General features: G+C 63.0%; 28 protein-coding genes and 1 tRNA gene. 13 read left to right on the plus strand and 16 right to left on the minus strand.

Annotated elements, in window-relative coordinates:
* Positions 1–77: 77 nt before the first annotated feature.
* The 3 genes from ACFIMZ_RS05135 to ACFIMZ_RS05145 all read left to right on the plus strand — a co-directional run bounded on the left by ACFIMZ_RS05135 (position 78) and on the right by ACFIMZ_RS05145 (position 3,089).
* Positions 78–1,013 carry a carbohydrate ABC transporter permease gene (locus ACFIMZ_RS05135; protein WP_431821694.1) on the plus strand — a complete coding sequence of 312 codons (936 nt, stop codon included), beginning with the start codon at positions 78–80 and terminating at the stop codon, positions 1,011–1,013.
* Positions 1,003–1,860, plus strand: a complete 858-nt coding sequence (locus ACFIMZ_RS05140; RefSeq protein WP_431821695.1) for a carbohydrate ABC transporter permease — start codon at positions 1,003–1,005, stop codon at positions 1,858–1,860. The genes ACFIMZ_RS05135 and ACFIMZ_RS05140 overlap by 11 nt, the downstream gene beginning before the upstream one ends.
* A gap of 110 nt (positions 1,861–1,970) precedes the next feature.
* Positions 1,971–3,089, plus strand: coding sequence for an ABC transporter ATP-binding protein (locus ACFIMZ_RS05145; RefSeq protein ID WP_431821696.1), 1,119 nt, complete (start codon positions 1,971–1,973; stop codon positions 3,087–3,089).
* Between the two features lie 72 nt (positions 3,090–3,161).
* Here the strand turns inward: ACFIMZ_RS05145 and ACFIMZ_RS05150 are convergent, their stop codons facing one another.
* The 4 genes from ACFIMZ_RS05150 to trxB all read right to left on the minus strand — a co-directional run bounded on the left by ACFIMZ_RS05150 (position 3,162) and on the right by trxB (position 6,121).
* A complete protein-coding gene (locus ACFIMZ_RS05150) occupies positions 3,162–3,506 on the minus strand; it encodes a hypothetical protein (protein ID WP_431821697.1) in 345 nt (114 codons plus the stop codon).
* 125 nt (positions 3,507–3,631) lie between these two features.
* Positions 3,632–4,255, minus strand: coding sequence for a trimeric intracellular cation channel family protein (locus tag ACFIMZ_RS05155; RefSeq protein ID WP_431821698.1), 624 nt, complete (start codon positions 4,253–4,255; stop codon positions 3,632–3,634).
* The gene (locus ACFIMZ_RS05160) at positions 4,242–5,027 is read right to left on the minus strand and encodes a Smr/MutS family protein (RefSeq protein ID WP_431821699.1); all 786 of its coding nucleotides are present in this window, start codon (positions 5,025–5,027) and stop codon (positions 4,242–4,244) included. Before ACFIMZ_RS05160 ends, ACFIMZ_RS05155 begins: the two co-directional genes overlap by 14 nt.
* A gap of 131 nt (positions 5,028–5,158) precedes the next feature.
* Positions 5,159–6,121: a thioredoxin-disulfide reductase gene (gene trxB, locus ACFIMZ_RS05165; protein ID WP_431821700.1), complete on the minus strand. Its 963-nt coding sequence runs from the start codon at positions 6,119–6,121 to the stop codon at positions 5,159–5,161.
* 396 nt (positions 6,122–6,517) lie between these two features.
* Here trxB and ACFIMZ_RS05170 point away from each other — a divergent pair, with 396 nt between their 5' ends.
* The 3 genes from ACFIMZ_RS05170 (at position 6,518) to ACFIMZ_RS05180 (ending at position 11,058) form a co-directional block, all read left to right on the plus strand.
* Positions 6,518–8,827 carry a DNA translocase FtsK gene (locus tag ACFIMZ_RS05170; RefSeq protein ID WP_431821701.1) on the plus strand — a complete coding sequence of 770 codons (2,310 nt, stop codon included), beginning with the start codon at positions 6,518–6,520 and terminating at the stop codon, positions 8,825–8,827.
* 41 nt (positions 8,828–8,868) lie between these two features.
* Positions 8,869–9,558, plus strand: coding sequence for an outer membrane lipoprotein chaperone LolA (gene lolA, locus ACFIMZ_RS05175; RefSeq protein WP_431821702.1), 690 nt, complete (start codon positions 8,869–8,871; stop codon positions 9,556–9,558).
* A 189-nt stretch (positions 9,559–9,747) separates the two neighbouring features.
* The gene (locus ACFIMZ_RS05180; protein ID WP_431821703.1) at positions 9,748–11,058 is read left to right on the plus strand and encodes a replication-associated recombination protein A; all 1,311 of its coding nucleotides are present in this window, start codon (positions 9,748–9,750) and stop codon (positions 11,056–11,058) included.
* Between the two features lie 21 nt (positions 11,059–11,079).
* Here ACFIMZ_RS05180 and ACFIMZ_RS05185 read toward each other — a convergent pair whose 3' ends face one another.
* Positions 11,080–11,346, minus strand: coding sequence for a DUF2164 domain-containing protein (locus tag ACFIMZ_RS05185; RefSeq protein ID WP_431821704.1), 267 nt, complete (start codon positions 11,344–11,346; stop codon positions 11,080–11,082).
* Between the two features lie 173 nt (positions 11,347–11,519).
* On the opposite strand from ACFIMZ_RS05185, the gene serS reads away from it, so the two are divergent.
* The 3 genes from serS to ACFIMZ_RS05200 all read left to right on the plus strand — a co-directional run bounded on the left by serS (position 11,520) and on the right by ACFIMZ_RS05200 (position 13,714).
* Positions 11,520–12,821, plus strand: coding sequence for a serine--tRNA ligase (gene serS / locus ACFIMZ_RS05190; RefSeq protein WP_431821705.1), 1,302 nt, complete (start codon positions 11,520–11,522; stop codon positions 12,819–12,821).
* A gap of 125 nt (positions 12,822–12,946) precedes the next feature.
* Positions 12,947–13,037: transfer RNA gene (locus ACFIMZ_RS05195), tRNA-Ser, on the plus strand.
* A gap of 95 nt (positions 13,038–13,132) precedes the next feature.
* Complete coding sequence (locus ACFIMZ_RS05200) at positions 13,133–13,714, plus strand: recombinase family protein (protein ID WP_431822425.1); 582 nt, start codon at positions 13,133–13,135, stop codon at positions 13,712–13,714.
* 196 nt (positions 13,715–13,910) lie between these two features.
* Here the strand turns inward: ACFIMZ_RS05200 and ACFIMZ_RS05205 are convergent, their stop codons facing one another.
* The 11 genes from ACFIMZ_RS05205 to ACFIMZ_RS05255 all read right to left on the minus strand — a co-directional run bounded on the left by ACFIMZ_RS05205 (position 13,911) and on the right by ACFIMZ_RS05255 (position 21,945).
* Complete coding sequence (locus tag ACFIMZ_RS05205; protein ID WP_431821706.1) at positions 13,911–14,195, minus strand: helix-turn-helix domain-containing protein; 285 nt, start codon at positions 14,193–14,195, stop codon at positions 13,911–13,913.
* Positions 14,188–14,502, minus strand: a complete 315-nt coding sequence (locus ACFIMZ_RS05210) for a transcriptional regulator (protein ID WP_431821707.1) — start codon at positions 14,500–14,502, stop codon at positions 14,188–14,190. The genes ACFIMZ_RS05205 and ACFIMZ_RS05210 overlap by 8 nt, the downstream gene beginning before the upstream one ends.
* Before the next feature lie 379 nt (positions 14,503–14,881).
* Positions 14,882–16,231, minus strand: a complete 1,350-nt coding sequence (locus tag ACFIMZ_RS05215) for a type II secretion system protein GspD (protein ID WP_431821708.1) — start codon at positions 16,229–16,231, stop codon at positions 14,882–14,884.
* On the minus strand, positions 16,228–17,319 hold the full coding sequence (locus tag ACFIMZ_RS05220; protein WP_431821709.1) for a zonular occludens toxin domain-containing protein: 1,092 nt from the start codon (positions 17,317–17,319) through the stop codon (positions 16,228–16,230). The genes ACFIMZ_RS05215 and ACFIMZ_RS05220 overlap by 4 nt, the downstream gene beginning before the upstream one ends.
* A 3-nt stretch (positions 17,320–17,322) precedes the next feature.
* Positions 17,323–17,616, minus strand: coding sequence for a DUF2523 domain-containing protein (locus ACFIMZ_RS05225; protein WP_373374805.1), 294 nt, complete (start codon positions 17,614–17,616; stop codon positions 17,323–17,325).
* A 10-nt stretch (positions 17,617–17,626) separates the two neighbouring features.
* Positions 17,627–19,423, minus strand: a complete 1,797-nt coding sequence (locus ACFIMZ_RS05230) for a hypothetical protein (protein ID WP_431821710.1) — start codon at positions 19,421–19,423, stop codon at positions 17,627–17,629.
* 154 nt (positions 19,424–19,577) lie between these two features.
* The gene (locus ACFIMZ_RS05235) at positions 19,578–19,817 is read right to left on the minus strand and encodes a hypothetical protein (protein ID WP_431821711.1); all 240 of its coding nucleotides are present in this window, start codon (positions 19,815–19,817) and stop codon (positions 19,578–19,580) included.
* A 43-nt stretch (positions 19,818–19,860) separates the two neighbouring features.
* On the minus strand, positions 19,861–20,157 hold the full coding sequence (locus ACFIMZ_RS05240) for a hypothetical protein (RefSeq protein WP_431821712.1): 297 nt from the start codon (positions 20,155–20,157) through the stop codon (positions 19,861–19,863).
* 5 nt (positions 20,158–20,162) lie between these two features.
* Positions 20,163–20,366 (minus strand): hypothetical protein, encoded by a 204-nt coding sequence (locus ACFIMZ_RS05245; RefSeq protein WP_431821713.1) that lies wholly within the window; start codon positions 20,364–20,366, stop codon positions 20,163–20,165.
* A 2-nt stretch (positions 20,367–20,368) separates the two neighbouring features.
* Positions 20,369–20,674 carry a hypothetical protein gene (locus ACFIMZ_RS05250; protein ID WP_060076448.1) on the minus strand — a complete coding sequence of 102 codons (306 nt, stop codon included), beginning with the start codon at positions 20,672–20,674 and terminating at the stop codon, positions 20,369–20,371.
* Positions 20,653–21,945, minus strand: coding sequence for a replication initiation factor domain-containing protein (locus ACFIMZ_RS05255; protein ID WP_431821714.1), 1,293 nt, complete (start codon positions 21,943–21,945; stop codon positions 20,653–20,655). Before ACFIMZ_RS05255 ends, ACFIMZ_RS05250 begins: the two co-directional genes overlap by 22 nt.
* 553 nt (positions 21,946–22,498) lie before the next feature.
* Here ACFIMZ_RS05255 and ACFIMZ_RS05260 point away from each other — a divergent pair.
* From ACFIMZ_RS05260 to ACFIMZ_RS05275, 4 genes are all read left to right on the plus strand, one after another.
* On the plus strand, positions 22,499–22,888 hold the full coding sequence (locus ACFIMZ_RS05260) for a helix-turn-helix domain-containing protein (RefSeq protein ID WP_431821715.1): 390 nt from the start codon (positions 22,499–22,501) through the stop codon (positions 22,886–22,888).
* Between the two features lie 189 nt (positions 22,889–23,077).
* Positions 23,078–23,875, plus strand: a complete 798-nt coding sequence (locus ACFIMZ_RS05265; RefSeq protein WP_431821716.1) for a lysozyme inhibitor LprI family protein — start codon at positions 23,078–23,080, stop codon at positions 23,873–23,875.
* A 330-nt stretch (positions 23,876–24,205) separates the two neighbouring features.
* Positions 24,206–25,012, plus strand: a complete 807-nt coding sequence (locus ACFIMZ_RS05270) for a lysozyme inhibitor LprI family protein (RefSeq protein ID WP_431821717.1) — start codon at positions 24,206–24,208, stop codon at positions 25,010–25,012.
* Between the two features lie 314 nt (positions 25,013–25,326).
* Entirely contained in the window at positions 25,327–26,868 is a 1,542-nt protein-coding gene (locus tag ACFIMZ_RS05275) for a methyl-accepting chemotaxis protein (RefSeq protein WP_431821718.1), read from the plus strand.
* The last annotated feature ends 5 nt before the right edge of the window (positions 26,869–26,873 follow it).

Here is a 26,873-nt window from a genome sequence, read left to right on the forward strand (position 1 = left end):
CGCCCGCCGGGCCCGCGCCGCACCCGACGCCGGCCCCGGTCTGGCCGGCGTCACTCTCGTTCCAGGAGTCGAATCAAGTGGCTGCCCCTCTTAGCGGAAACGGATCCGGCGCTGCCGTCAGGCGCACGTCGCCGATGTCGGCCTTCGCCGACCGCTGGATACCGAAGCTCGTGCTCGCGCCCAGCGTGGCGATCGCCGTGGTGTTCATCTACGGCTTCATCCTGATTACCGGCTATCTGTCGCTGACCCGGTCGCGGCTGTTGCCGAACTACGCGTTCGACGGCTTCGGCCGCTACACGGACCTGTTCCAGAACGACGTGTGGTGGACCTCCGCCGCGAACCTCGGCTGGTTCGGCATTCCGTTCATCGCGATCTGCGTCGCGCTCGGCCTCTTTCTCGCGATCCTGCTCGACCAGAGGATTCGCAACGAAGGCGCGCTGCGCGCGATCTTCCTGTACCCGATGGCGCTGTCGTTCATCGTGACCGGCACCGCGTGGCAGTGGATCCTGAACCCGGGCCTCGGCCTCGAGAAGGTGATGCACGACTGGGGCTGGACGAGCTTCTCGTTCGGCTGGCTCGACGATCCGGACAAGGCGATCTTCTGCGTCGTGATCGCGGCCGTGTGGCAATCGACGGGCTTCGTGATGGCGCTGTTCCTCGCGGGCCTGCGCGGCGTCGACAGCGAGATCTTCAAGGCCGCGCAGGTCGACGGCGCGACGCTGCCGACGATCTACCGCAAGATCGTGATCCCGAGCATGCGCCCGGTGTTCTTCTCGGTGCTGCTGATCCTCTGCCACATCACGATCAAGACCTTCGACCTCGTCGTCGCGCTGACGGCGGGCGGGCCCGGCACGTCGTCGTCGCTGCCGGCGATGTTCATGTACACGTTTTCGTTCAACCGCGGCCAGCTCGGCCTCGGCGCCGCATCGTCGGTGATGATGCTCGCGACCGTGGTCGCCGTGCTCGTGCCGCTGATGTATATGGAATCGAGGAGCACTCGCAATGCAGCCTAAGCCGACCCTCAGCCGAGCGGTCATTTACGCCGCCCTGATCCTGTTCGCGCTGTACTTCCTGTTCCCGATCTACGTGATGCTGTCGACGTCGTTCAAGGATCTCGACCAGCTGCGCACCGGCAACCTGCTGACGCCGCCGACGCACTGGACCCTCGATCCGTGGGTGAAGGCGTGGAGCGGGGCCTGTACCGGCGTGCGCTGCGACGGCATGAAGCCGTTCTTCCTGAATTCGCTGCAGATGGTGATCCCGGCCGTGCTGATCTCGTCGCTGATCGGCGCGTTCAACGGCTACGTGCTCACGCACTGGCGCTTTCGCGGCGCGGACGCGCTGTTCACGATGATGCTGGTCGGCTGCTTCATCCCGTTCCAGGTGATCCTGCTGCCGATGGCGCGCCTGCAGGGGATGCTGGGCCTCGCCAACACGATTCCCGGCCTCGTGTTCGTGCACGTCGTGTACGGGATCGCGTTCACGACGATGTTCTTCCGCAACTTCTACGTGAGCGTGCCGGCCGAGCTCGTGAAGGCGGCGCGCATCGACGGCGCGGGCTTCTTCACGATCTTCACGAAGATCCTGCTGCCGGTGTCGCTGCCGATCTTCATGGTGTGCCTGATCTGGCAGTTCACGCAGATCTGGAACGACTTCCTGTTCGGGATCGTGTTCTCCGGCGTCGATTCGATGCCGATCACGGTCGCGCTGAACAACCTCGTCAACACGTCGACGGGCGTGAAGGAATACAACGTCGACATGGCGGGCGCGATCATCGCCGCGCTGCCGACGCTGCTCGTCTACGTGATCGCCGGCCGCTACTTCGTGCGCGGCCTGACGGCGGGCGCGGTGAAGGGCTGAGCGCGGTTTCATACGAGACGACGAACCGGCCGCGCGCGCGACGCGCGGCGCATCGAAACGAACCCGACGCGGCGCGCGGAACGCGCCGCACGAGACAGAGGATTCACAGCATGGCAAGCCTTTCCATCCGTGACGTGTACAAGACTTACCCGAACGGGGTGCCGGTCCTGAAGGGTGTCGACATCGACATCGAGGACGGTCAGTTCCTGATTCTCGTCGGCGGCTCGGGCTGCGGGAAATCGACGCTGCTCAACATGATCGCCGGGCTCGAGACGGTCACGAGCGGCGAGATCCGGATCGACGGCAAGGTCGTCAACGACCTGTCGCCGAAGGACCGCGACATCGCGATGGTGTTCCAGTCGTATGCGCTTTATCCGTCGATGACGGTGCGCGAGAACATCTCGTTCGGCCTGAACATCCGCAAGGTGCCGAAGAGCGAGCAGCAGCAGATCGTCGAGCGCGTGTCGCAGATGCTGCAGATCCAGCACCTGCTCGAGCGCAAGCCGGGCCAACTGTCGGGCGGCCAGCGCCAGCGCGTCGCGATGGGCCGCGCGCTCGCCCGCGATCCCGCGCTGTTCCTGTTCGACGAGCCGCTGTCGAACCTCGACGCGAAGCTGCGCATCGAGATGCGCGCGGAGATCAAGCTGCTGCACCAGCGCCTCGGCACGACGATCGTCTACGTGACGCACGACCAGATCGAGGCGATGACGCTCGGCGACCGCATCGCGGTGATGAAGGACGGCGTCGTCCAGCAGTTCGGCGCGCCGCAGGACATCTACGATTCGCCGTCGAACCTGTTCGTCGCGGGCTTCATCGGCGCGCCGCCGATGAACTTCATCAATGGCCGGCTGGTGGAGCAGGGCAGCGGCGTCGCGCTGGAGATCGACACGGGCGTCGCGCGCGGCGCGCTGAACCTGCCGTTCGACGCGGGCAAGCTGAAGGCGCATGTCGGTCGCGAGGTGATCCTCGGCCTGCGGCCGGAGCGCATCACCGACGTGCGTCATGCGCACAACGGCGACGCGTCGCACCTGCAGCCGCTCGATGTGCGCGTCGACGTGACCGAGCCGACCGGCCCGGACACGCACGTGTTCGCGCAGGTGAACGGCAAGCGCATCGTGAGCCGCGTGCACCCGGCCGCGAACCCGCAGCCGGAGCAGACGCTGTCGCTGCTGTTCGACGTATCGAAGGCGGTGCTGTTCGATCCGGCGTCGGAAGAGCGGATCGCGTAACGCGAATGGGCCGGGGCATCGACGACGTGTCTTGTTTCGCACTCGAACGGGAGACGCGTCGATTGCCCGGTTTCAAGGGACGCTCGTGAATTCAACGCGGATGCCAGGCCATTTGCGCCCGTACAGGGAGATGATGCGAGGGGGGCGTTCACAACGGCATCGGACCCAATCTCCATCCAGGGCTTGAAGCCTTTCTCCGGAAGTGAGGTCGCGCATTCGCCTTTTGTCTGGAGAGCCGGGAGCCGCTTCGATCGTCCCGACGCTTTCGCAGGTGTTGCACCACGCCTGTTGTCCGAGGAACGCGATTCTCCGGCGTTCGCCATCGTCACCCGTGATCGTTCCGCATTTTCCTTCCTTGAGTACGTGGCCTCCGCTGTCCAACGGATCGCCTTCAACTACCGCATAAAGGATGCTCATGCGCATTCCACTCGTTTGTCATCAACCGGGCGGAACGTAGCATGGCGGCATTGCGCGCCGAAAGGGATATGTAAAAGACTGTGTCTGATGGATCGCGTCAGTTCTGGACAACCGATGGTCTGCGCTCAATGCGGCAGCCGCACGTCGAACTTGAACGTAACGAGCCGCGCGACGAGGATGAAGCCGGTCGCCGTCAGCACGCTGTAGACCGAATCGACGTCCAGCCACATGAGCAGCAGGTAGAACCAGCAGCCGACGAATGCGCAGGTCGCGTACGGCCGCGAGTCGCGCAGGATCAGCGGGATGTCGTTGCACAGCACGTCGCGGATGATGCCGCCGACGACGCCGGTGATCACGCCCATCATCACCGCGATGAAGCGCGGCATCTCGGCGTCGAGCGCGATCGACGTGCCGGACACGCTGAAGATGCCGAGGCCGACCGCGTCGGCGACGAGCAGCGTTCGTTCGGCCAACAGCCGCGACAGCATTCGCAGCACGAACGGCGCGCACAGCGACAGCGCGAAGATCACCAGCACGTAGTCGTCGTGCACGACCCAGTAGAACGGCCGGCGTTCGAGCAGGATGTCGCGCAGCGTGCCGCCGCCGAACGCCGTCGCGAGCGCGACGACGAACGTGCCGACCGAATCGAGCCGGTTCTTGCGCGCTTCGATGAAACCGGAAATCGCGAACGCGAGCGTCGCAATGGCCTCGAGTACCGTGATCGCGAGCGTCAGCCTAGGATGCGGCACGCGGCCCCCGATCGCCGGGCGCGGCCAACGGCTGCAGCAGCACGAGCACCGCGCCCGCGCCGCCGTCGTGGCCGCGCGCTTCGCAGAATGCGATCACTTCCTCCTTCTGCACGAGCCATGCGCGCACCTTGCCCTTCAGCACCGGCTCCTTGCCGACCGAGCCGAGGCCCTTGCCGTGGATCACGCGCAGGCAGCGCAGCCCCTTCTTGCCGGACTCGCGGATGAACTCGGCGAGCGCCTCGCGCGCTTCGTCGCGGCGCATCCCGTGCAGGTCGATCTGCGCCTGGACGATCCACGCGCCGCTTCGCAGCTTGCGCACGACGTCGCGGCTCACGCCGGGGCGGTGGTAATAGAGCGACTCGTCGCTGTCGAGCAGCGTCTCGGGATCGAACTCGTCGGACAGCGTCGCGTTCAGCACCGCTTCCTCGTCGCGCTGCGTCTGCTTCGGCACGGGCGTGGGCGGCTCGCGGCCGGATGCGGCGCGCGGCGGCGCGTTGAGCGGCCGGATCGCGCCGATCTCGTTGCGGAACAGGTTCGCGTCGGCTTCGGCCTGGCGCGTGGCTTTCGCGGTTTCGACGCGCTCGCGCTCGCGGCGCTCGGTTTCGCCCTTGAGCGCGGTGCGCAGCGCACCGAGGCCGGCAAGGCCCTGGCCGCGCAGCGCGGCGGGGTCGGGCGCCGGCGGCGCGGAAGGGGCGCCCGGGGCGGGTTGCTTGGGACGGGCGGCGGCCTGCCGCTTCGCGGGATCGCTCGGATGGGGCTGATTCTTCGCCATGATTCACACACGCAAGGCAAACGCGCGCGGGCGCGCGCGGGCATGAAAAAAGCCGCTGCGTCGGCAGCGGCTTGGTCGGCCAGGCGTGCGTCGCGGCAGCGGACGCCATTGTAGCGCCCGGCGCGCGCGGCTTACTTGTGGTCGTGCAGGCTTTCGAGGTAGCGCTGCGCGTCGAGCGCGGCCATGCAGCCGGTGCCCGCGCTGGTGATCGCCTGGCGATACACATTGTCCTGCACGTCGCCCGCGGCGAACACGCCCGGCACGCTCGTCGCGGTCGCGTTGCCGTGCAGGCCGCTCTGCGTCAGGATGTAGCCGTCCTTCATCTCGAGCTGGCCCTGGAAGATGTCCGTGTTCGGCTTGTGGCCGATCGCGACGAACAGGCCCTGCACCGCGAGGTCTTCCGTCGCGCCGGTCTTCACGTGCTTGATGCGCAGGCCCGTCACGCCCGAATCCTCGCCCGTCACTTCGTCGAGCACGTGGTCCCACTTGATCTCGACCTTGCCTTCCTTTTCCTTCTCGAGCAGGCGGTCGACGAGGATCGGCTCCGCGCGGAACTTGTCGCGGCGGTGGATCACGGTGACCTTGTTCGCGATGCCCGTCAGGTAGAGCGCTTCCTCGACCGCGGTGTTGCCGCCGCCGATGACCGCGACGTTCTGGCCGCGATAGAAGAAGCCGTCGCAGGTCGCGCAGGCCGACACGCCCTTGCCCATGAACGCCTCTTCGGACGGCAGGCCGAGGTACTGCGCCGACGCGCCGGTCGCGATGATCAGCGCGTCGCACGTGTATTCGCCGGCGTCGCCGATCAGGCGGATCGGCTTCTCGTGCAGCTTCGTGGTGTGGATGTGATCGAACAGGATCTCGGTGTTGAAGCGCTCGGCGTGCTCGAGAAAGCGCTGCATCAGCTCGGGACCCTGCACGCCCTTCGCGTCCGCCGGCCAGTTTTCGACGTCGGTCGTGGTCATCAGCTGGCCGCCCTGTGCGATACCGGTGATCAGAACCGGGGACAGGTTGGCGCGCGCCGCGTAGACGGCAGCCGTGTAGCCGGCGGGGCCGGAACCGAGAATCAGGACTTTGGCGTGTTTGGGCGTGGACATGTGCGAAATCCGTAAAAGGCGGCTGCGGCGGGCGGGGTGAGCGCGCCGGACGGTCGGGGTTGACCGGGATGCCACCGTAGATGGGTATCAGACGCGCATTATAAAGGCCCTGTTGTTGCGCTGCCGAACGAGAGTTTCAATCGCGGCGATAGCGTTCGGCGGGGCGGGCAGGTCGAGGGAGGGCGTCCGCGTTCTGGCGGCCCGGCCTGTGGGGCTCCACCGCGCCGGCCGCACCAGGGCGGTCCCACCTCGCCGGCCCCACCTCGCCGGCCCCACCTTGGCGGCCCCATGTAACCGTCATTTACACTTGGCGGCGCGGCGCAGCGTTTACAATAAGCGGGCTCGAACGATCGGCGGGCGCGCGGCGTGCGCGGCCCGTCTTCTCTATACGGATTCATGGCAAAAGCTCCTTATTCCGCTCAGGCACAGGCGTTGCCGCACCGGATGTCGAAGCTCCTCACGGAGATCCGCTGGATTCTCCAGGTCGCGCTGTGCGCATTTCTGGTGATGGCCCTGCTGAGCTACAGCCGGCGCGATCCGAGCTGGACGCACGCGGCGCAGGTCGATCACATCACCAACTGGGCAGGCCGCGTCGGTGCGTGGACCGCCGACATCGTGCTGCTGCTGTTCGGCCTGTCGGCCTACTGGCTGATCGTGCCGCTCGGGCGCCGCATCAACGCCACCTATCGCCGCATCACCCGCCACGAAGCGTTGCCCGACGAGCCGGAGCGGCCGGTCGGCTGGCTGACCGAGGTATTCGCGTTCGTGCTCGTGCTGCTCGCGTGCGACGGCATCGAGGCGCTGCGGATGTGGTCGCTGAAGGTGCAGCTGCCGCGCGCGCCGGGCGGCGTCGTCGGCGAGGCGGTCGCGGGCGCGATGTCGCACGCGTTCGGCTTCACGGGCGGCACGCTGCTGCTCCTGATCGCGCTCGCGATCGGCCTGTCGCTGTATTTCCGCTTTTCGTGGCTGTCGGTCGCCGAGCGCGTCGGCGGCGCGATCCTGTCCGCCGTCAACATCGCGAAGCTGCGCCGCGAGGCCGAGCGCGACCGCAAGCTCGGCGAGGCCGCAGCCGTGCGCCGCGAAGGCAAGGTCGAGGAAGAGCGCGTGCGCATCGAGGATCACGAGCCGGTGACGATCGTGCCGCCGGTCGTCACGCCGGTGAAGTCCGAGCGCGTCGAGAAGGAGCGTCAGGCGCCGCTCTTCACCGACCTGCCGGGCGACTCGACGCTGCCGCCGGTCTCGCTGCTCGACCCGGCGCCGAAGGCCCAGGAGGCGATCTCCGCCGACACGCTCGAATTCACGTCGCGGCTGATCGAGAAGAAGCTGAAGGACTTCGGCGTCGAGGCGAGCGTCGTCGCCGCGTATCCGGGGCCGGTCGTCACGCGCTACGAGATCGAGCCGGCCACCGGCGTGAAGGGCAGCCAGATCGTGAACCTCGCGAAGGATCTCGCGCGCTCGCTGTCGCTCGTGTCGATCCGCGTCGTCGAGACGATTCCCGGCAAGAACTACATGGCGCTCGAGCTGCCGAACCAGCGCCGCCAGACGGTGCACCTGTCGGAGATCATCGGCTCCGAGGTGTACGCGGCCGCGTCGTCGGCGCTCACGCTCAGCCTTGGCAAGGACATCGGCGGCAAGCCGGTGTGCGCCGATCTCGCGAAGATGCCGCACCTGCTGGTGGCCGGCACGACCGGCTCGGGCAAGTCGGTCGGGATCAACGCGATGATCCTGTCGCTGCTGTACAAGGCGACCGCCGACCAGGTGCGCCTGATCCTGATCGATCCGAAGATGCTCGAAATGAGCGTCTACGAAGGCATTCCGCATCTGCTGTGCCCGGTCGTCACCGACATGCGCCAGGCGGGCCACGCGCTCAACTGGACGGTCGCCGAGATGGAGCGGCGCTACAAGCTGATGAGCAAGCTCGGCGTGCGCAACCTCGCCGGCTACAACAACAAGATCGACGAGGCCGCGAAGCGCGAGGAGAAGCTCCCGAATCCGTTCAGCCTGACGCCGGAGGATCCGGAGCCGCTTGGCCGGCTGCCGAACATCGTCGTCGTGATCGACGAGCTTGCCGACCTGATGATGGTCGTCGGCAAGAAGGTCGAGGAACTGATCGCGCGGATCGCGCAGAAGGCCCGTGCGGCCGGCATCCACCTGATCCTCGCGACGCAGCGTCCGTCGGTCGACGTGATCACGGGCCTGATCAAGGCGAACGTGCCGACGCGGATCGCGTTCCAGGTGTCGTCGAAGATCGACTCGCGCACGATCCTCGACCAGATGGGCGCCGAATCGCTGCTCGGGATGGGCGACATGCTGTACCTGCCGCCCGGCACCGGGCTGCCGGTGCGCGTGCACGGCGCGTTCGTCGCCGACGACGAGGTGCACCGCGTCGTCGAGAAGCTCAAGGAGCATGGCGAGCCGAACTACGTCGAGGGCCTGCTCGAGGGCGGCACCGTCGACGGCGACGAGGGCTCGGCCGGCGCGGGAACCGGCGAAGGCGGCGGCGAGTCTGATCCGCTGTACGACCAGGCGGTCGAGATCGTCGTCAAGAACCGCCGCGCGTCGATCTCGCTCGTGCAGCGCCATCTGCGGATCGGCTACAACCGCGCGGCGCGGCTGCTCGAGCAGATGGAACAGTCGGGGCTCGTGTCGGCGATGTCGTCGAGCGGCAACCGCGAAATTCTTGTGCCGGCGCGCGACGCGGAATGAGTCCGCGACGCACGCAGGCCACCCAGGGAGAAAACCGCATCATGCAGCAACATCCGTTCGCCCCTTCCCTTCGTTCGACGCGGCGCTGGCTCGGCGCGGCGCTCGCCGGCGCATCGCTGATGCTCGCGGCGACGCATGCGTTCGCGGGCGGCACCGAACAGCTGAAGGCATTCGTGTCGCAGGTGCGTTCGGCGAAGGGCGAGTTCACGCAGCAGATCGTCAAGGCGCCGGCGAAGGGCGCGAGCGCCGCGCAAGTCGCGCCGAAGCCCACCGACAATTCGAGCGGCACGTTCGTGTTCGCGCGTCCGGGCAAGTTCATCTGGACTTACCAGAAGCCGTACCAGCAGGTGCTGCAGGCCGACGGCGACAAGCTCTACGTGTATGACCGCGACCTGAACCAGGTCACCGAGCGCAAGCTGGCCGGCGCGCTGGGCGCGAGCCCGGCCGCGATCCTGTTCGGCAGCAACGACCTCGACAAGAACTACACGCTGCGCGACGCCGGCGAGAAGGGCGGCATCGAGTGGCTCGAAATGCTGCCGAAGGCGCAGGACACGCAGTTCCAGCGGATCGGCATCGGCTTCAGGAACGGCACGCTCGCCGCGATGGAGCTGCATGACGTGTTCGGCAACGTCACGCTGCTGACGTTCACGAACATCCAGACGAACCCGCCGCTGAAGGCGGACACGTTCAAGTTCGCCGTGCCGAAGGGCGCGGACGTGATCACCGGCTGACCGGCGCCGCGCGCCGGATTTGCCGTCGGGCCTGCCAGCGATGGCAGGCCCGTGTTGTTTGCGGGCGCGGGCACCGGGCGCGGGCACCGGGCGCGGGCACCGGGCGCGGCGGCCATGTCGCGCGGCTGTCATAATGTCGGGTCCGGCGGCCGCGTTCGGTCGCCACCGTATGATGGGGAGCGAGGGTTCATGTCCGACCTGTTTCAAGTCGAACCGCGCCGGCCGCTCGCCGAGGCGCTGCGGCCGAAGACGCTCGCCGAGGTGATCGGCCAGACGCATTTGCTGGGCGAAGGCAAGCCGCTGCGGCTCGCGTTCGAATCGGGCAAGCCGCATTCGATGATCCTGTGGGGGCCGCCAGGCGTCGGCAAGACCACGCTCGCGCGGCTCACCGCGCTCGCGTTCGACTGCGAGTTCATCGCGCTGTCCGCGGTGCTGGGCGGCGTGAAGGACATTCGCGAAGCGATGGAGCAGGCGAAGGACACGCTCAATCGCACCGGCCGCCACACGATCCTGTTCGTCGACGAGATCCACCGTTTCAACAAGGGCCAGCAGGATGCGCTGCTGCCGTTCGTCGAGTCGGGGCTCGTGACCTTCATCGGCGCGACTACCGAGAACCCGAGCTTCGAGGTCAACTCGGCGCTGCTGTCGCGCGCGCAGGTCTACGTGCTGAAGTCGCTGACCGACGACGAGATGCGCCAGCTGCTCAAGCGCGCGCAGGAGATCACGCTCGAAGGGCTCGCGTTCGACGACAAGGCGGTCGACACGCTGGTCGGCTACGCGGACGGCGATGCGCGGCGTTTCCTGAACCTGCTCGAGCAGGCGCAGACGGCGGCCACGTCGGCCGGCGTGACGACGATCGACGCGGATTTCGTCAGCAGCGCGATGACGCTGAACGCGCGCCGCTTCGACAAGGGCGGCGACAACTTCTACGACCAGATCTCGGCGCTGCACAAGTCGGTGCGCGGCTCGAGCCCGGACGGCGCGCTGTACTGGTTCTGCCGGATGATCGACGGCGGCGCGGACCCGAAGTATCTTGCGCGGCGGATCGTGCGGATGGCGTGGGAGGACATCGGCCTCGCCGATCCGCGCGCGATGCAGATGGCGAACGACGCGGCCGAGACCTACGAGCGGCTCGGCTCGCCGGAGGGCGAGCTCGCGCTGGGCCAGGCCGTGATCTATCTCGCGTGCGCGGCGAAGAGCAACGCGGGCTACAACGCGTTCAACCAGGCGATGGCCTTCGTGAAGCAGGACAAGTCGCGCGAGGTGCCGGTGCACCTGCGCAACGCGCCGACCAAGCTGATGAAGGAGCTCGGCTACGGCCACGCGTACCGCTACGCGCACGACGAGCCGAACGCGTACGCGGCCGGCGAGACGTACCTGCCGGACGGGATGCGCGAGCCGCGCTGGTACAAGCCGGTGCCGCGCGGGCTCGAATCGAAGATCGCCGACAAGCTCGCGTGGCTGCGCGAGCTCGACCGCGAGGCGGGCAAGAAGGACTAGCGCGCGAGCGGCCGGCCCGCGTCAGCGCTTGCGGCCCGGCAGCTGCTTCCAGTAGCCGAACGGCTCCTCGTGGCATTCGATGTCCAGCTCGGCGATCCGCGCGTGCAGGCGTGCCTGCGCGTCGGCGATCGCGCGGTTGTAGATATCCGGCGCGATCTCTTTGACGAAGAAGTGCAGCAGCGCGCCGGCCTGGATGTTGCCGATCGGCTCGTCCATGTTTTCTGTGAAATAACGTTGCAGCGATGCGATCGCGCGGTCGCGTACGTCCTTGTCCAGTTCGATGGCCATCGGTTCTCGGGTCCCATGCGTGGCGGTTTGCCGGCGGGCGACATGCGGCCGGCACCACGAGTCTGCCACGGACGGCCGCGGCGTGTTCCCGGCGCTGTCCATCCGGCCGATGCCGTGGCGACCCCGCGGTGCGTTAGAATCCCCGTCTTACACAACGATTTTCCAGTCCTCCCATGCTCGACATCCAGTTGCTGCGCAAAGACCTCGACGGCGTCGCCAAGCGCCTCGCCGATCGCGGCTACACCCTCGACGTCGCCGCGTTTTCCGCGCTCGAAGCGGAACGCCGCGCGATCCAGACCCGCACCGAAGAGCTCCAGGCGCGCCGCAACAGCCTGTCGAAGCAGATCGGCGCGATGAAGGGGCGGGGCGAGGACACGTCGGCGGTGATGGCCGAAGTCGGCGGCATCGGTGACGAGATGAAGGCGTCGGAGGCGAAGCTCGGCGAGATCCAGGCGCGCCTGTCCGACCTGATGCTGCTCATGCCGAACCTGCCGCACGACAGCGTGCCGGTCGGCAAGGACGAGAACGACAACGTCGAGGTGCGCCGCTGGGGCACGCCGCGCCAGTTCGACTTCGACGTGAAGGATCACGTCGACGTCGGCACGCCGCTCGGCCTCGATTTCGAGACCGGCGCGAAGCTCGCCGGCGCACGCTTCACGATGCTGCGCGGCTCGATCGCGCGCCTGCACCGCGCGCTCGCGCAGTTCATGATCGACACGCACACGCAACAGCACGGCTACACCGAGACGTATACGCCGTACATCGTGAACCCCGAGATCCTGTACGGCACCGGCCAGCTGCCGAAGTTCGCGGACGACATGTTCCGCGTCGAGAAGGGCGGTGCGGAGAACACCGTCACGCAATACCTGATCTCCACGTCGGAAATCTCGCTGACGAACACCGTGCGCGAGTCGATCGTTGAAGCGTCCGCGCTGCCGATCAAGCTGACCGCGCATTCGCCGTGCTTCCGTTCGGAAGCGGGCTCGTACGGCCGCGACACGCGCGGGATGATCCGCCAGCACCAGTTCGACAAGGTCGAGATGGTGCAGATCGTCGAGCCGGAAGCGTCGTATGCGGCGCTCGACGAGATGGTCGGCCATGCGGAAGCGATCCTGCAGAAGCTCGGCCTGCCGTACCGCGTGATCACGCTGTGCACGGGCGACATGGGCTTCGCGGCTGCGAAGACGTTCGACCTCGAAGTGTGGCTGCCCGCGCAGAACACGTATCGCGAGATCTCGAGCTGCTCGAACACCGAGGCGTTCCAGGCGCGCCGGATGCAGGCGCGTTTCCGTAACGCGCAGGGCAAGCCGGAGCTCGTGCATACGCTGAACGGTTCGGGCCTCGCGGTTGGCCGCACGCTGGTGGCCGTGCTCGAGAACTACCAGAACGCCGACGGTTCGGTCACGGTGCCTGAAGCGCTGCGTCCGTACATGGGTGGCGTGGAGCGCATCGACGCGCCTGCACAGGCGTCGTGAGATTGCCCCGCGACCTGCTTCCGACGGCCTCGCAAAAAATTTGCAAAAAAGGCTTGAAGATATCGAAGAGATCGTTTTATAATCTTTTCTTTCCCGGAGACGACCAACCGGGAAATAAGCAGGAAGGAGAGGTGGCAGAGTGGTCGAATGTACCTGACTCGAAATCAGGCGTACGGTTTCCCCGTACCGTGGGTTCGAATCCCACCCTCTCCGCCACACAAAAGAAGAATTTCGATTTTGAATGCAATATCGAAATTGTTCGTAAGGAAACGCCAGATTCTGTGGAAGAATCTGGCGTTTTTTTACATCCAATGAGAATCGGTTACGCCAGAGTTTCCACACAAGAACAGGAAACGCGTGCGCAGATCGACGCATTGACGAAGGCCGGCGTCGATGCAGTCCACGAAGAGAAGCGATCAGGTGCAAACCTGCGCCGACCAGTCCTAGACAAACTCCTCAGAAACCTCAAGCGCGGCGACGTCCTAGTCGTCTACAAGCTCGATCGCATTGCGCGATCGCTCAAGCACCTTCTCAGCATCATCGATCGCCTGCAGGAGCGCGGAGCGGGCTTTGAGAGCCTTACCGAGCACATCGACACCACTTCGCCAGCTGGGCGGCTGATGATCCAGATGCTTGGCGCATTCGCCGAATTCGAGCGGGAAATGATTCGCGAGCGGACGAAGAGCGGCATGCAGGCTGCGAAGAAGCGCGGTGTCCGCTTAGGCCGACCACGAAGCCTTGAGTGCGAGGACGAGCGCCGCGTCGTGCGCCAGTGGCGTACCGGGAACTACACGCTAGCCGCGCTCGCTCACGAATACGGGGTTCACCTGTCGAGCATCAAGCGCGCGGTCTATCGCGCAGAAGAACACGCTCAACCGGCGCCCGTTCAGTAAAAGCAGCCTTGCAGAGAGGGGAGGGGGTGCATATGGCGCTGCCTACGTTCCCCCTCCCCGGAGATACCCGCTACTCGGTCCGGCAGGCCGCGCTAAGCCGCGCGACAACCGATAGCACTTCGAGCACAGACAGTCGCCCTAAGCCTCTTCGATTCCGGCCGGACACTCCTGACGCTGAACGTCCTATGCGCCTCTATCAGACTGGTTGGAGATCTTGAAGCGCTTCCGGATGCTTAACGACAACACGCAACAAAGTTTGTGCTGCACCAGTTGGCGTGCGTCGTCCCTGTTCCCAATCCTGAAGCGTGCGCGCCGAGACGCCTAAAAGCGCGGCAAATGCACTTTGGGACAGCCCGACCTTTGCGCGAGCGAGCGACGCCACCGTCGGCTCAACTGTTGTCGAACGGGCAGCCTTTCGCGCCTTCATTTCTCGAACCGAATTCAGCAAGTCGGCTTGAAATTGTTCCAGTTCCTTATCCATGGCTAATTTCCTCCCGCAGTTGGTTCAAAAACGATGTCGGTAGGTTGTCAAACTTGGCCTTCGTATATGCAATCAGAAGCCAGATTTCTCCGTCATCCAAAAGGTTGTAATAGATGACGCGCGCCCCGCCGCGCTTGCCCATTCCGGAGCGAGACCAGCGCACTTTTCGTAACCCGCCAGTACCTGGAATTACGTCACCCGCAAGTGGGTTGTTTGCGATCCAGTTAATGAACTCATCGCGCTCTACATCGCGCCAAATATCTGACGAATACCGCTGGAAAACTGGGGTCTCGATGATCGTAAACATGGTATAACCATACGGCAGCGCCGTATAGTTGTCAACTCCGTCCCCTAGACGCCCGTCTGACCCGCCTGCCAGTTTTGCGAGTGCGCGCAGGGGCAGCAGATTTGATACCGTTCAGCGAACAACTCCAAGGCACTACGACGCATGCACGGCAACAAGCCAGATCCGCACTACTACCCCAAGCAGCACCGCCGCCCCAAAGACACGCCCTCGCTAACAACCCCTCGACCCAAGATTCAGCGGGAGCCGTTCTGGAAACACCCGCTGTACCTCGCAATATGGGAGTGGCTTCCGAACAGCCTACAGATTCGCCTACTGGAATACGAAGCAAGGTTAGAGCAGCGCCCGCGGCGACCCCGATGAAATCGCCGCCGACCAAGCATCACAGCTTCTGGACTTGCAGGAGCAACAGGATTTCCGTGCGGCTGCCGCCGCTCGAGTGCCCTCTCATCCACGACGGCAGGAACGACAGGCCCGAATCAATGTGACTGGCCTTTTCCTGCATCAGCCCGCCGATAAGCACGGCGTCCCCATCCTCGACACTGAACGACGATTCGAGCTTGCGCGTGTTCTTCGTGGGCGAGTTGTTGACGCCGGTCGTTGTACGCACGAAGTCGCTTATCTCTTCAACGACGGTCAGATCAATCGCCCCCGCTTTGACGGTCGGCTGCACCTGAAAGATCACCCCCGCGTCCTGATACTGCACGCTCTGCACCGGCGCACCCGATGTACTTGGATAGGAAACAGACCCGACAACCGGCACGGATTGACCGACATTCAGCCTGGCTAACTGGCCGGACCGGACCCGCAGATTCGGCGAGGTGACGACCTTAAATCGAGAGTCGCTGTTCAACGCCGATATCGCGGCTTCAAAACCACCGGCACGCAACCGAATCGCGTTCGAATCATTGCCAACGGATCCAGACCCGATCGACGCCCCGACGCGCCCACCTAGCAGGCTCAAAGCCAACTGGAAAGCCGAATTGTTGTCTTCCTGCTTGCTGACCTCATACACCCAAGCACGCACCGCAACTTGACCGGCCGGCATATCGACTTGCGGAAGCAGCTTTTTCAGTGCGGCTATCTCGCGTGCGGACCCGATGAACACAAGCGTATCGGTTTCCTGATCCAGCATCGCCGCCGCAGACGTAGGCGACGAACCCGCACGCATCCGGCTATCGGTCGATGTGGCGATATCGCGATTGGTTGTGAATCGCCCCGTGAACAATGGCTGCACGAGGCGAGAAAGGTAATTTGCATCACGATAGCGCGGTTGATATACGTAGTTATCCTGATCTTCGTCTGGTGCCGCGTCGCGCTTCGACACATAGTCCACCCCATCGCGCGTGTTCAGCGAAAAGCCGAGCGACGCGAGGAATCCCCGCATGAAGTTACGCATATCACCATCGCGCTTATCAAATCGAAACGACACCGGCCGTTGATCCGCGAGCACTTCAGGCGCGATCACGTAAGGCACCTTCAGCATATCGGCGTAGACCAGATCGACCACTTGTGCAACCGGCACAAACCGCAAATCGATACGCGTCCCTGACACTGGCGGAAGCGCCGATAGCGCAACCGGGGCAGGGGGCGCATTCGGTGGTACGAATGCCGCTTCGGACGGCCCGACTGCTCCGGGCGGCAGCGGTGGCAACGTCGGCACCGGGTGCACCGCCTGCGCTGCGTGTGCAATGGATGCAGCGAGGAGCAAGAGAATCGCAATCCTTTTCATCGGCCGCCCCCTGCTGGGAGCGCGGCCCCCGGCGATCCAGACCACGTTGTAACGTCCTGACCGTCGATCTTCCCGACTCGCACCATCCCATCGTTTACAAACATCGACGGTGACTCGATACGCAGCCGGCCCGAGCCGCCAACGAGAACCACCCATTCAAGATCACCTATGCGATACGATCCTGCGATTCGCCACGCATCCGACACCTTACTCGATGCAGGCGCAGCTTCTCCGGCGGGACCTACGGCATTTCCCGGCGCCCTCGATGTAGTGTCAATCTGAGGTGGGGGCGCTGCATGTGAAACATCCACCTTTGACGCTGGATGAAAGAAGCGCCACGCACCCCAAGCACCAACCATCATGCATACGGCAACGCCGCCAACGATCCCCCAGAGCGTCTTATTTGCCAACACGTTCTGTCGCTTGTCGATCGTTGCCTCAGACCCGGAGCCACCCACGTAGCTGCTATAGAGCGGAAAGATTTCTGACTTGTACGTTCGCACGAACGTCCCGACTCGCGTTTTCAGTGTCTGCTTGCCACCCTCATACATCTCTACGCGGTACTTCTTCGATAGGCCCAAGCTCTTGAGCTTGACCATGACGAACGACAGTTCCAGCACGCCGCGAACAGACCGATGCAGGTCTGCGATATTCTGGATCATCAAGGCCACGTCGCACGAAACGCCTGTGTCCGCGCTGACGAAGTGTCGATGCATGCGAAAGAAATTCATATGTTCAGGCGTGACTTTCATCCCTACCGCCCACAGCTTCCACGCCTCATCAATTACAAGGAAGTCCCCCGGCTTCACGAAGCCCGGTGTTACGACCGCGCCATCATGGCTTTCATCCTCAGTCGGGAAAAAGCCGTCCGTCAAGAGATCAGCAGTCCGAACGTGAACGATAGCGCCCAACCTGTCTGGCGAAACACGCCGCCTCTCGATGAGGTAAGCGTGCACGCGCTCTTCACTGATGCCATCGATGTTCGTCACGACTCGCCGACCGGATGCGACTGCATCAAGCAACGGGCCAGATACAACCTCATACGACTTTCCGGACCCCATGACACCGCAATATGCATTGATTGCCATGTGTCACCCGATCACTGGAATACGACGAATGATGAAGCGCGTCGCGTATGCAGAGATGATCAACTGCGCGCCGAAACTGAACGCGCAGAGATCGAGGAAGTACCAAACGTCAGCGCCAATACCGCCAAATGCCCCCGCGAGCGACGCGGCCGTCGGCAACAGCCCCGACGACTGAAGTACAGCAATAAATTCGGTCGTGATGAAGTACATCACGAAGTAAGCGAAGAACTTCGCGATGACCGACCGCACTACGAACCCGAGAAGCAGGTTCACCGCAGATGCAAGCAATGCCCACATAGTTGCCCCCTTATGCTGCCAACACGATAAACAGCGCGCCGAGAACAAACACGGCAACGAACACCGCATGTATTTGCGGTCTGAACTTTTCAGCAAGATCGCAATGCGAAGTAACGGTGATCTGCTGACCGAACAGCGTTATTGAAGGCCGAGGGCATTCGCCGTTGTGTGCCGGAACTTCGAAGCTACGCAGATCGGGAAACAGCCGAAGCAATGGCCGCAGGATCATTTCTGCCGTCGGCGTATCTTCAAGCGATGGCGCACCAATGCCCGGATCGGGACCGACATCGACGCCCACGCGGTTTATCACGTTCACGCTTGGAACATTTACGACGTTCACGTTCTGCGCGATGCTCGGGTCGGGATTCGGATTCGGATTCGGATTCGGATTCGGATTCGGGTTTGGGTTTGGGTTTGGGTTTGGGTTCGGGTTCGGGTTCGGGTTCGGGTTCGGGTTCGGATTCGGATTCGGATTCGGATTCGGATCGGGATTCGGGTTGGGGTTTGGATTGGGGTTCGGACTTGGCTCAGGATTCGGAAGGGGAACCGGCTCAGGATTGGGAACCGGAGTCGGAGTCGGAGTGGGGACCGGGATTGGGTACGGTGCAGGATTGGGATTCGGCTGTACATCGGGCGATACCACGACAGATGTTCCAGGCGTAGCAGGCCGAGACAGCAAATCGCCGAGAGTCGGCCTACGGGCGAACGGGTCTGACTTGTAGTATTCCTCAACGTCATCCTTCGTAACCGGAGAATTTGGCGAATAGGGCAGGCCGTGATAACCCGGTTGCGCCGCTGCGCGCTTCCACGTCTCATCAACCAGTTTCGCGACCGTCTGCGGCGGAACTGTTGCCCTCGCCGCCGCAGGCGAAATGTTCTTCACGATATCTGAAAGGTCTCCGCTAGCCAATGCTACGACATCCTGATCAAACGTCCATGAGATAGCACGATCAATACTGGTATCGACCGTAGAGCACATTTCCATTTGTGGATCACCACTCCGGCATTGAAACGTGACGCGGGAGACTGTCTTTGTGTACAAGTACCACGGACCATTGTAATTGGGAGGTTCCTTGGCGAAGTAGGTGACACTCGACAACACTTCGCTATTCTTACCATCACTCACGCGATCATGAGCCATGTACCATGCGTGGTATGCGTTGTAGCGCGAAACTTGATCGAGCGTATCTGCATAAAGGTCCATCCATCCATTTCGGAGAATGAAAGCTCCATCCGCACTCGAATCAGGATATGGGTACCTGCCACATTCGGTACGGAGGTTGCACGTCGTATTCTTGAATACTCGGATGCCGAACGCGCGTGCACGAGACTCGGGGGATTCCACCGCGTCCGGTTTTACTGGTATCCGGCCCGGATCTGGATATGGAGCCGGAAGAGGCGAAGCAACTCGATTGAGAGAGACACTCTTGCCGTCGGGGCTAACCGCCACCTTGAAATTGGTGAGCCCCGAATTCATCGTGATGGCAGCGCCTGCCGCCAAAATACCGAGGCCCGCTAAGACCGTGAGCCATACCGGGGCACCGGCGACAGCCATAACGGCCCCCACACCCGTCGCAGCGATACTGGCCACGGATGAGACGGAACCCATGCCCGTGAGCGTCGCGGCGATCCGCGGGTCGTTTGCCGCGAATCCTCGCTGAATCGCGACTCGCGTCAGGATTGCAGCCTCAACGCGGTTGATTACGAAATTCTCGATAGGCAAGAGAGCGGCCTGTGCGTGCGCTTGCTGGTTGCAAACCATTGCCAATGCCGCGAACAACGCTATCCATGCGTTCTTAATCTTCATCCTTGCATCCCCTGAATGACGGCCCACGCTGACAGCAAGCCCCATGCGAACATCACCAGATACCACGCCTCAACATTGGTCATGTCTCTTTCGACCCGTCAAAAAAGAGGGGGCGCTAGGCCCCCTCAACACTCACCCCGTAACGCGGGCTAACTTAAGCGCCGCGCACCATGCCGATAACGATCTTCGCCCCCTTGATCGCCATATACAGACCAGCGAGCAGCGCTGCGATCGACAGGACGGCCGCCGTGGTCGTCGCAAAGTCGATCTTCGCCAGCATCGGGCCATAGTCGACGCCGCCACCTTCCGCGTGAGCGAGGACCGGCAGGACAGCGACGCCACCGAGAATCGAACGCACGGACAGCGCCTTGAGAGTTTGCAACTTCGTTTTCATACGTACACTCCAGAAAGAGCCGGGAAGCGCCCGGCACGCGTTTCTACGCCCGTCGAATCATCTCGACGACCGCACCAATCCCACGGCACGCGAAATACAGACCTACAACCGACGTAAATGCAGCACCCCAGAATCCGGCCGCCTGACCGTAATCGAAGGGCTGCACCACCGCATCGATATATCCGGCGCTCGCTGCATCGAGCACGTACGCCTGTACTGCTTGCACATGGAAAAACTGTTCGCTACTGGGCGGGCATACCGCTTGATCCGTTGCGTTCGCCTGATCGGCCGACGAGACCGGCGCGCAAACCAGTACGTAACGTGTCGTGCCCGCAGTCATCCTGTTCACACCCCTCTGTTGAAGAAGATCAGCGCAACGACGTCGAAAGCACCGTCGCAGTGATCGATGCCAGCCTCATGCGCCTCGCCGATATCCTCGAATCCGCCAGCGTCACGCAAGCGATCGGTCCGGCCCACGTCCCCGGCATCGGGCCGCAGGAAGCCCCCTGAAACAAGGTCCTGCACGACGTACACGACCCTGCCGTCCATGACTAGCCCGCCTTCGCCGCACGAGCGGTCGGCGTCAGGGAATGCATCACGGTTTTCTGCGTCTTGCCATTCGTGACGATTTCCAGCTCGGCGGTCGCTTCGAAGGGGAAGGGCAGGTGCTTGTACTTGTCGAACTCGGCCGACGTGCCGAGCGTGAACTCTGCGACGGCGAAGCCCTTGGCCGTACCTTTCGAATCATCGAGCGCGGTTTCGGTATAGACCTTCGTGCTATCGAAGGCCGTACCGTTATCCATCTGGCCTTTGCTCGACTTCATCCCCAACACCTTCACATCGCTCTTGAATCGCATGATTCGCTTCCTGTCATAGCGGCTGGTGCGAAGACCGCTTCCTCTGTCCAGCCATCGCCAGAGGGGTCTAAATCATTGAATGCTTGCTCGCACGGCCGGGCGTGCAGAGGCGTCGCGCAGGTCTCGAAATCAGGCACCTTGAGCCGTTCCGGCCACTCGCCCGACTGGTTCGTGATCGCGTCGAGAAAGTCCTCATCGCCCAGGAGGTTCCGAAGCACGAATGCATACTTGCCGTAGCTCGTGCGGATGTTCCGCAGGCTGGCATCGACGTTGATTTCCGCCGCCTTGCGCTTGATCTCAATCTTTTCTGGCGTGCGTGCTGCATCAAGGAGACGAAGACACGGATACGCGCCTACGAAGTAGCTGGACGGGTCGAGAAGCACGTCGAGTGGAATGACGCGCTTGTTGTTGCGAAACTCGACCTCAACACGCAGCCATTCCGATTCCGCGTCGCCTTGCTCGCGCCCTTTCTCGTATGCACGGCAGAGCTTCCCGTTCCGGCGCAGGCCGATGTACACGCTGCGACCCTTGCCGTTCGGCTTCTTCCAATCGCCCTTGTACTCGTGGTGCGGGGCGTTCACGGAGCAGGTGAACAGGCCGTCGTCGTACCAGCCGTCAACCTGATCGACCGTGTATTCACCTTCCATGCAGTCGTGCGCGAGGTCCACCCGCGTGATCGTCGGTCGTTTGGCCGTATCAACAAGGAAGTCATGCAAGCGGGATTCCCACCCGGCTTTAGCTGCGATGCAACCCTGACCGTTCAGGTTGATGAGCATCGTTCCGCGCTGGCTGGCACCACCGAAGGCGACGTGACCGAAGTTGTCGCCTAGCTCCCATGCGTTCGTGTAGAAGTCGCGGCTCTTCTTCAGGTCGCGCGTGACGCCGAAGCCGAAAATCTCCGTCAGGTGCTTGCTCGCTTCGAAGATGAACGCCTCATCGGCAACAAGCTGAATGCCCGCCGTCCGGTTCCACGTTTCCTCGCCCACCGTGAAACGGAGCGTATCGACCATCGCAATCTGTTCGTTGACCGGGCGGCGCACGAGGATAGTTTTCAACTCGCCCGTATCAGTCATGACCATTTGCAGTTCTTGCACCGTCGCGATGGCCGGCCTTTCCGTTCCCCCCCTGTTAGTCCGGGGGGGGCAAAAAGCAGCGGCCCCGCCGCTGCTGTCCTCGCTGCCGCTGCGGGCAGGAGCAGCGGGGCCGCTGCACGGGACGGATTTAGGAATACGAAGCGCACCCGATTGAACTGCTGCCTTGAGCTTGCCCATGTCTAGAACTCAGCCCAGATCGGTTTGGGAGGGGATACGGCCGCAGACATCGCAGCCGCGCGAAGGCGCACCGCACCACTCGCAGGAGTTTTCGTTACACGTAACGGGAATGAGGCGACGGCGAGCGCGGAAGTTCGCCACGCGCTGAGCACCGGTCAACGCATTGGCCTTTGCCGGGCGGCCCGGCCGATTGCCGAACATATCGCCCGTGAATCTGTCCTGCGCCTGCTTCGCCATAGAGCCCCCACAACGTTGTAGTTTTTCCGCCACACTGGCGGACCGCTCAAAAAGGGCGGGGGCCAACGGGCCGCCCGCCAAAAAAACCGTGCGCTTCGTGGGGACAAAGTCGCACGGTCAAAGAGGCACGACCTACCGCCGAACTACTCCCCACACAACCCAACCCAGACCAACCGCCGCTGCAGCCCGGCGGGTTTACCTTTCCGCCGAAGCTGCTAGACTGCCGCCTATCGCAAATCCACAAAAATTTGCGTAATTGCCCAAATGCTCGGGCGAATTATTTGGGCGAAAGCGCAAATATGTCAAGGAGATTGTTATGACGATTAGCGAACTTTTGGACGCAGCGAAGCGCAAGCAGGGATCGCTTGGGGCCATAGCAGCGCACCTCGACTTCCACCAATCACGGCTGTCCGAGTGGCGATCCGGGAAGCGCAAGCCGGATGCAAGCGAAATCCTGATTCTTGCTGAGCTAGCCGAATTGCCACCGCTTGAGACGCTTGCGGAGATCGAGCAGGAATTGGACGCCAAGCACGCATCCGTTTGGGCGCGGGCATTGGGAAACCTGCGCGCGGCGGGGGTGGCCGCGTCCGTGACACTCGCACTCGGGACCTCTTTGACGACCTCGAATGACGCCAAGGCCGCCGTCGATCATTCGGGTAAAGCGGTTCGAAATGCACCCTCTCCGCCAAAATACGAAACCCCTTGATCCGGAAGGATCAAGGGGTTTTTCGTTTTTGCCGATCTGATCGCACGGTACTTCTTCACTGATCGGTGCATGTGCAGTCGGCCATCGAATTGCGCATCGTCTCGATTCGATCCGGCACGGCTCTGTCTTCACCGCTTCGAAATACGCTTCCCGTGGCTGTACGTATCCGCTCGACCTTGGAGGTTGTCAATGATGAGAAGGGCATTCAGGCTGATGCTGGTTATCGGGTTGCTTTTTCATGCGCTCGGTGCCGCTGCGGAGAGCGCTTATCGCCTGACCGGTGTCGCGAGGATATACAGCGTCGGCCCGGCAGTGCAGCCGAACATCGAACTGCCCGTCAATCCGGCATATTCCAGCGTTCTCGCGTTGAGGGGAGATTCGTTCTATTTGAACTATGACGGTTCGACCTCGGATGAGTGTGGCGTGAAAATAAAAAAGCAGGCGCCATTCTCGTTTGACTCGGCGCCGCTCGGGAATGCTCAGAAGCTGAATAAATTCCTCGAGGACAAGTTCCGCATCAATTCGAATGGCTGGACGACGATGTATCTGCTGCAGGATGCGGCATCGCCGAGCTGTACCGCGCTCCGCTTCTCGAGGATATATGCGTCGAATTCCGGGTTCGTCTTGCTGGATGAACCCTTCATCTATGTGTTCACGCTCGAGAAGCATCGCTTCAGGGATGCGAGCAAGGGGTTCGATTGTGGAGCCGCGAGGTCCGACGTGGAGCACCTGATCTGCGGCGATCCAAAGCTGCGGAAGATGGATGCCGACGTCAATTATGGATTTGTCCTGATGCAGCGAAAATACTCGAAGGAGATCTCTTATCAGGATCCTGTCCGGATGGATCAGATCAAATGGGTTTCTGGCGTAAGAAACAAATGTGCGACGGTGGATTGCCTGCTGAAGGCGTACTCGTCGAGAATCAGCTATATCAAGGGCAAGGTATCGGATAGCTACCCGTCGTATCCGAACGACGAGAACGATTGAGTCGCAACGGTTCGGAACGAGGTGTCGAATCTGCTGGATTGATCGAAAAGATATCCCGATGGGCGTCCGCGCGGCGTGAACGAAATCATCGACGGCTATCCGATTTTCACGGTCGGCGGGGGGCGTGTGCGCTGCATGACTACCTTATCGAGTGCGGCTGCACCAGAATGCGTCGATCGACTGTCGCCGATTGCTTCACCGACCCTGAGCGCCTCCTTGACCCTTCGGGATCAACGGGGGATTCTGGACCACGGAATCGGCTTCGGCCCATGCGACGCCCCGATCTGGCAAGGGTGTTTATAATTCGAGGCGCCGAGTCACGTGGTCGAGATGATGAAAGAATTTAAGCGCCTTGCAGTATTTATGATTCTGATGTTTTCGTTGTCGGGTATCGCTTTTGCGCAAGATCGATACCTGATGACCGGAGTCGCCCGATTCGAAGAAACGAAGGACGCTCATGCACTTCCATTTCCGGTGAATCCGGTTGGTTCGAGTGTGCTGGCTCCGAGCAATGGTGCCATGACGATTCGGTATGGTGGGCACGAATGCTCGGTCAAGATTCAGAGGCGGATGAATTTTTATTTCGATCCGGTCATTGCACGCGCCTTTGGGTCGCTTGATGCATTCGGGACATTTCTGGGCGATAAATTTCATATGAGTTACAAGGACATGAATGAAATTTATCTGCTTGGAGATGCGAATGTGCCGCTTTGCTCGGGGTTGCGATTCGCGATGGTTTACAAATCCGCGGACGACCTCGTTCTGGCGAGCGGAGCGTGGATGTATGCGTTCCAGCGCGAGACGCATCCTCCCGTGAACGCGGAAAAGAGCTTTGATTGTTCGAAGGCCCGGACGAATGTCGAGCGTCTTGTATGCGCCAATCCTGATCTCGTGAAGCTTGATGAGATGGTGAACCGTGGATTTGTCGCGATGCAGCTGGTCGAATCGAAGGAAATTTCGTATCAGGACCCGGTCAGGAAAGACCAGATCAACTGGATCAGAAACGTCAGGAACAAGTGTGTAGACAATACTTGCCTCACTGATGCATACCGTGCGCGAGTTCAATATATCAAGGGCCGGATATCCAGTGCCTACCCGTCTTATCCGGGAAACGAGCCCGAGCAGGATGGTGATTGATCGACAGTAAAAGGATCGCCCGGCTGCACATGTCGGCGATGTTTTTTGGGGTTCCTGAAATCGGCTCCGACCGTCGCGTCGTCCTCAATGTGGCCCGGCGCACGCAGTCGCTTCGCAGCCGTCCGCCATCCAGCCGAAGCGGCAGCCAGTCACCAGCCGTCTGTCCTGTTGTCCGCACACGCACGCGGTTCGCGCCCGATCCGGGCCAATCGCTTTCGTCTACTTTAAGCCGCCAGCTTGCCCGCCGTTAACAGGTTTCGACAAATAGGCGTCCGTGCCGCGACGCCGCCCCCTCTCTGTCGATCCAAGGTCCCATGAAGCTGAGCTACAAGATTCCCCTCGCGTTCGCCGTCGCGCTATTGCTGATGTTCTCCGGCGCGCTGTACGGCATTCACATCCTCAATCGCTCGATCGACACGTTCGCGAACGACGTGCAGACGCATGTCGCCAACGAGCGGCTCGTCTCGGCGACGCTCGTGCAGTTCAAGCTGCAGGTCCAGGAATGGAAGGACACGCTGCTGCGCGGCAAGCAACCCGACAAGCTCGACAAGTACTGGAGCGCGTTCCAGACGCGCGAGCGCACGGTCAACGCGCTCGCCGCGCAGCTCGACAAGCAACTGCCGGCCGGCGAGAGCCGCACGCTCGTCGAGCAGTTCATGCGCGCGCACGCGACGATGGGCGACGGCTACCGGCGCGGCTTCGACGCCTTCAAGGCCGCCGGCTTCGATCCGACGGCCGGCGATGCGGCGGTCGCGGGCGTCGATCGCGAGCCGGCCGAGCTGCTCGAACGGGCCGCGAAAACGATCGCCGACGAGAGCGCGGCGGTGTCCGAGCGCGCGGGGCGCGACGCGCAGCAAGCGACGATCGCGAGCATCGTGCTGATGCTGGTCGTGCTGGTCGTCGCGATGATCGGCGCGTTCCTGTTCAGCCGCGCGATCCTGCGGCCGCTCGACGCGGCGGTCGCGTGCGCGAAGGCGGTCGCCGACGGCGACCTGACGCGCGAGTTCTCCGTGTCCGGCCGCGACGAGATCGCCGACCTGCTGCGCGCGTTGCAGACGATGCAGGCAAGCCTGTCGGGCGTCGTGCTCGAGGTGCGCGCACATGCCGAGTCGGTCGCGACCGCGAGCGCGCAGATCGCGTCCGGCAATCACGACCTGTCCGCGCGCACCGAGGCGCAGGCGGCGTCGCTCGAGGAAACCGCGGCGAGCATGGAGCAGCTGACGGGCGCCGTGCGGCAGTCGGCGGACCATGCGCAGCATGCGGCGCAGCTCGCGAACGAGGCGTCCGACATCGCGTCGGCCGGCGGCGGCGTGATGGCGCAGGCGGTCGAGACGATGAGCGGCATCGCCGACAGCTCGACGAAGGTCGGCGAGATCATTTCGGTGATCGACGGGATCGCGTTCCAGACCAACATCCTCGCGCTGAACGCGGCGGTCGAGGCCGCACGGGCGGGCGAGCAGGGGCGCGGGTTCGCGGTCGTCGCGGCCGAAGTGCGCACGCTCGCGCAGCGCAGCGCCGCCGCGGCGAAGGAAATCAAGGCGCTGATCGATCAGTCGACGCAGCGCGTCGACGCCGGCGCGGCGCTGATCGGCCGCGCGGGTGAATCGATTCGCGAGATCGTCGGCGCGGTGGAGCGGGTCACGACGATCGTCGGCGAGATTTCGTCGGCATCGCAGGAGCAGAGCGGCGGCATCCACCAGGTCAACATCGCGGTCACGCAGATGGACGACGCGACGCAGCGCAACGCGGCGCTCGTCGAGCAGGCGTCGGCCGCGACGCAGGCGCTTGCCGAGCAGGCGCGGGCGCTGCGGCACGCGGTGGCGGTGTTCAAGCTGCCGGAAACGGCGACGGCCTGAGCGGG

The organism is Burkholderia sp. F1 (genome assembly GCF_050813845.1).
Lineage (GTDB): Bacteria > Pseudomonadota > Gammaproteobacteria > Burkholderiales > Burkholderiaceae > Burkholderia > Burkholderia ubonensis.

What these genes read in the sequence shown, in the direction of transcription:
- ACFIMZ_RS05150 (WP_431821697.1), bottom strand. Translation starts at nt 3,506, where the DNA reads ATGAGCATCCTTTATGCGGTAGTTGAAGGCGATCCGTTGGACAGCGGA.
- ACFIMZ_RS05210 (WP_431821707.1), bottom strand. Translation starts at nt 14,502, where the DNA reads ATGTTTACGATCATCGAGACCCCAGTTTTCCAGCGGTATTCGTCAGAT.
- ACFIMZ_RS05275 (WP_431821718.1), top strand. Translation starts at nt 25,327, where the DNA reads ATGAAGCTGAGCTACAAGATTCCCCTCGCGTTCGCCGTCGCGCTATTG.
- serS (WP_431821705.1), top strand. Translation starts at nt 11,520, where the DNA reads ATGCTCGACATCCAGTTGCTGCGCAAAGACCTCGACGGCGTCGCCAAG.
- ACFIMZ_RS05250 (WP_060076448.1), bottom strand. Translation starts at nt 20,674, where the DNA reads ATGCGATTCAAGAGCGATGTGAAGGTGTTGGGGATGAAGTCGAGCAAA.
- ACFIMZ_RS05220 (WP_431821709.1), bottom strand. Translation starts at nt 17,319, where the DNA reads ATGGCAATCAATGCATATTGCGGTGTCATGGGGTCCGGAAAGTCGTAT.
- ACFIMZ_RS05160 (WP_431821699.1), bottom strand. Translation starts at nt 5,027, where the DNA reads ATGGCGAAGAATCAGCCCCATCCGAGCGATCCCGCGAAGCGGCAGGCC.
- ACFIMZ_RS05245 (WP_431821713.1), bottom strand. Translation starts at nt 20,366, where the DNA reads ATGGACGGCAGGGTCGTGTACGTCGTGCAGGACCTTGTTTCAGGGGGC.
- ACFIMZ_RS05170 (WP_431821701.1), top strand. Translation starts at nt 6,518, where the DNA reads ATGGCAAAAGCTCCTTATTCCGCTCAGGCACAGGCGTTGCCGCACCGG.
- ACFIMZ_RS05145 (WP_431821696.1), top strand. Translation starts at nt 1,971, where the DNA reads ATGGCAAGCCTTTCCATCCGTGACGTGTACAAGACTTACCCGAACGGG.
- ACFIMZ_RS05270 (WP_431821717.1), top strand. Translation starts at nt 24,206, where the DNA reads ATGATGAAAGAATTTAAGCGCCTTGCAGTATTTATGATTCTGATGTTT.
- ACFIMZ_RS05260 (WP_431821715.1), top strand. Translation starts at nt 22,499, where the DNA reads ATGACGATTAGCGAACTTTTGGACGCAGCGAAGCGCAAGCAGGGATCG.
- ACFIMZ_RS05200 (WP_431822425.1), top strand. Translation starts at nt 13,133, where the DNA reads ATGAGAATCGGTTACGCCAGAGTTTCCACACAAGAACAGGAAACGCGT.
- ACFIMZ_RS05255 (WP_431821714.1), bottom strand. Translation starts at nt 21,945, where the DNA reads ATGGGCAAGCTCAAGGCAGCAGTTCAATCGGGTGCGCTTCGTATTCCT.
- ACFIMZ_RS05225 (WP_373374805.1), bottom strand. Translation starts at nt 17,616, where the DNA reads ATGTGGGCATTGCTTGCATCTGCGGTGAACCTGCTTCTCGGGTTCGTA.
- ACFIMZ_RS05215 (WP_431821708.1), bottom strand. Translation starts at nt 16,231, where the DNA reads ATGAAAAGGATTGCGATTCTCTTGCTCCTCGCTGCATCCATTGCACAC.
- ACFIMZ_RS05230 (WP_431821710.1), bottom strand. Translation starts at nt 19,423, where the DNA reads ATGAAGATTAAGAACGCATGGATAGCGTTGTTCGCGGCATTGGCAATG.
- ACFIMZ_RS05180 (WP_431821703.1), top strand. Translation starts at nt 9,748, where the DNA reads ATGTCCGACCTGTTTCAAGTCGAACCGCGCCGGCCGCTCGCCGAGGCG.
- ACFIMZ_RS05185 (WP_431821704.1), bottom strand. Translation starts at nt 11,346, where the DNA reads ATGGCCATCGAACTGGACAAGGACGTACGCGACCGCGCGATCGCATCG.
- ACFIMZ_RS05240 (WP_431821712.1), bottom strand. Translation starts at nt 20,157, where the DNA reads ATGACTGCGGGCACGACACGTTACGTACTGGTTTGCGCGCCGGTCTCG.
- trxB (WP_431821700.1), bottom strand. Translation starts at nt 6,121, where the DNA reads ATGTCCACGCCCAAACACGCCAAAGTCCTGATTCTCGGTTCCGGCCCC.
- ACFIMZ_RS05205 (WP_431821706.1), bottom strand. Translation starts at nt 14,195, where the DNA reads ATGGATAAGGAACTGGAACAATTTCAAGCCGACTTGCTGAATTCGGTT.
- ACFIMZ_RS05140 (WP_431821695.1), top strand. Translation starts at nt 1,003, where the DNA reads ATGCAGCCTAAGCCGACCCTCAGCCGAGCGGTCATTTACGCCGCCCTG.
- ACFIMZ_RS05235 (WP_431821711.1), bottom strand. Translation starts at nt 19,817, where the DNA reads ATGAAAACGAAGTTGCAAACTCTCAAGGCGCTGTCCGTGCGTTCGATT.
- ACFIMZ_RS05265 (WP_431821716.1), top strand. Translation starts at nt 23,078, where the DNA reads ATGATGAGAAGGGCATTCAGGCTGATGCTGGTTATCGGGTTGCTTTTT.
- lolA (WP_431821702.1), top strand. Translation starts at nt 8,869, where the DNA reads ATGCAGCAACATCCGTTCGCCCCTTCCCTTCGTTCGACGCGGCGCTGG.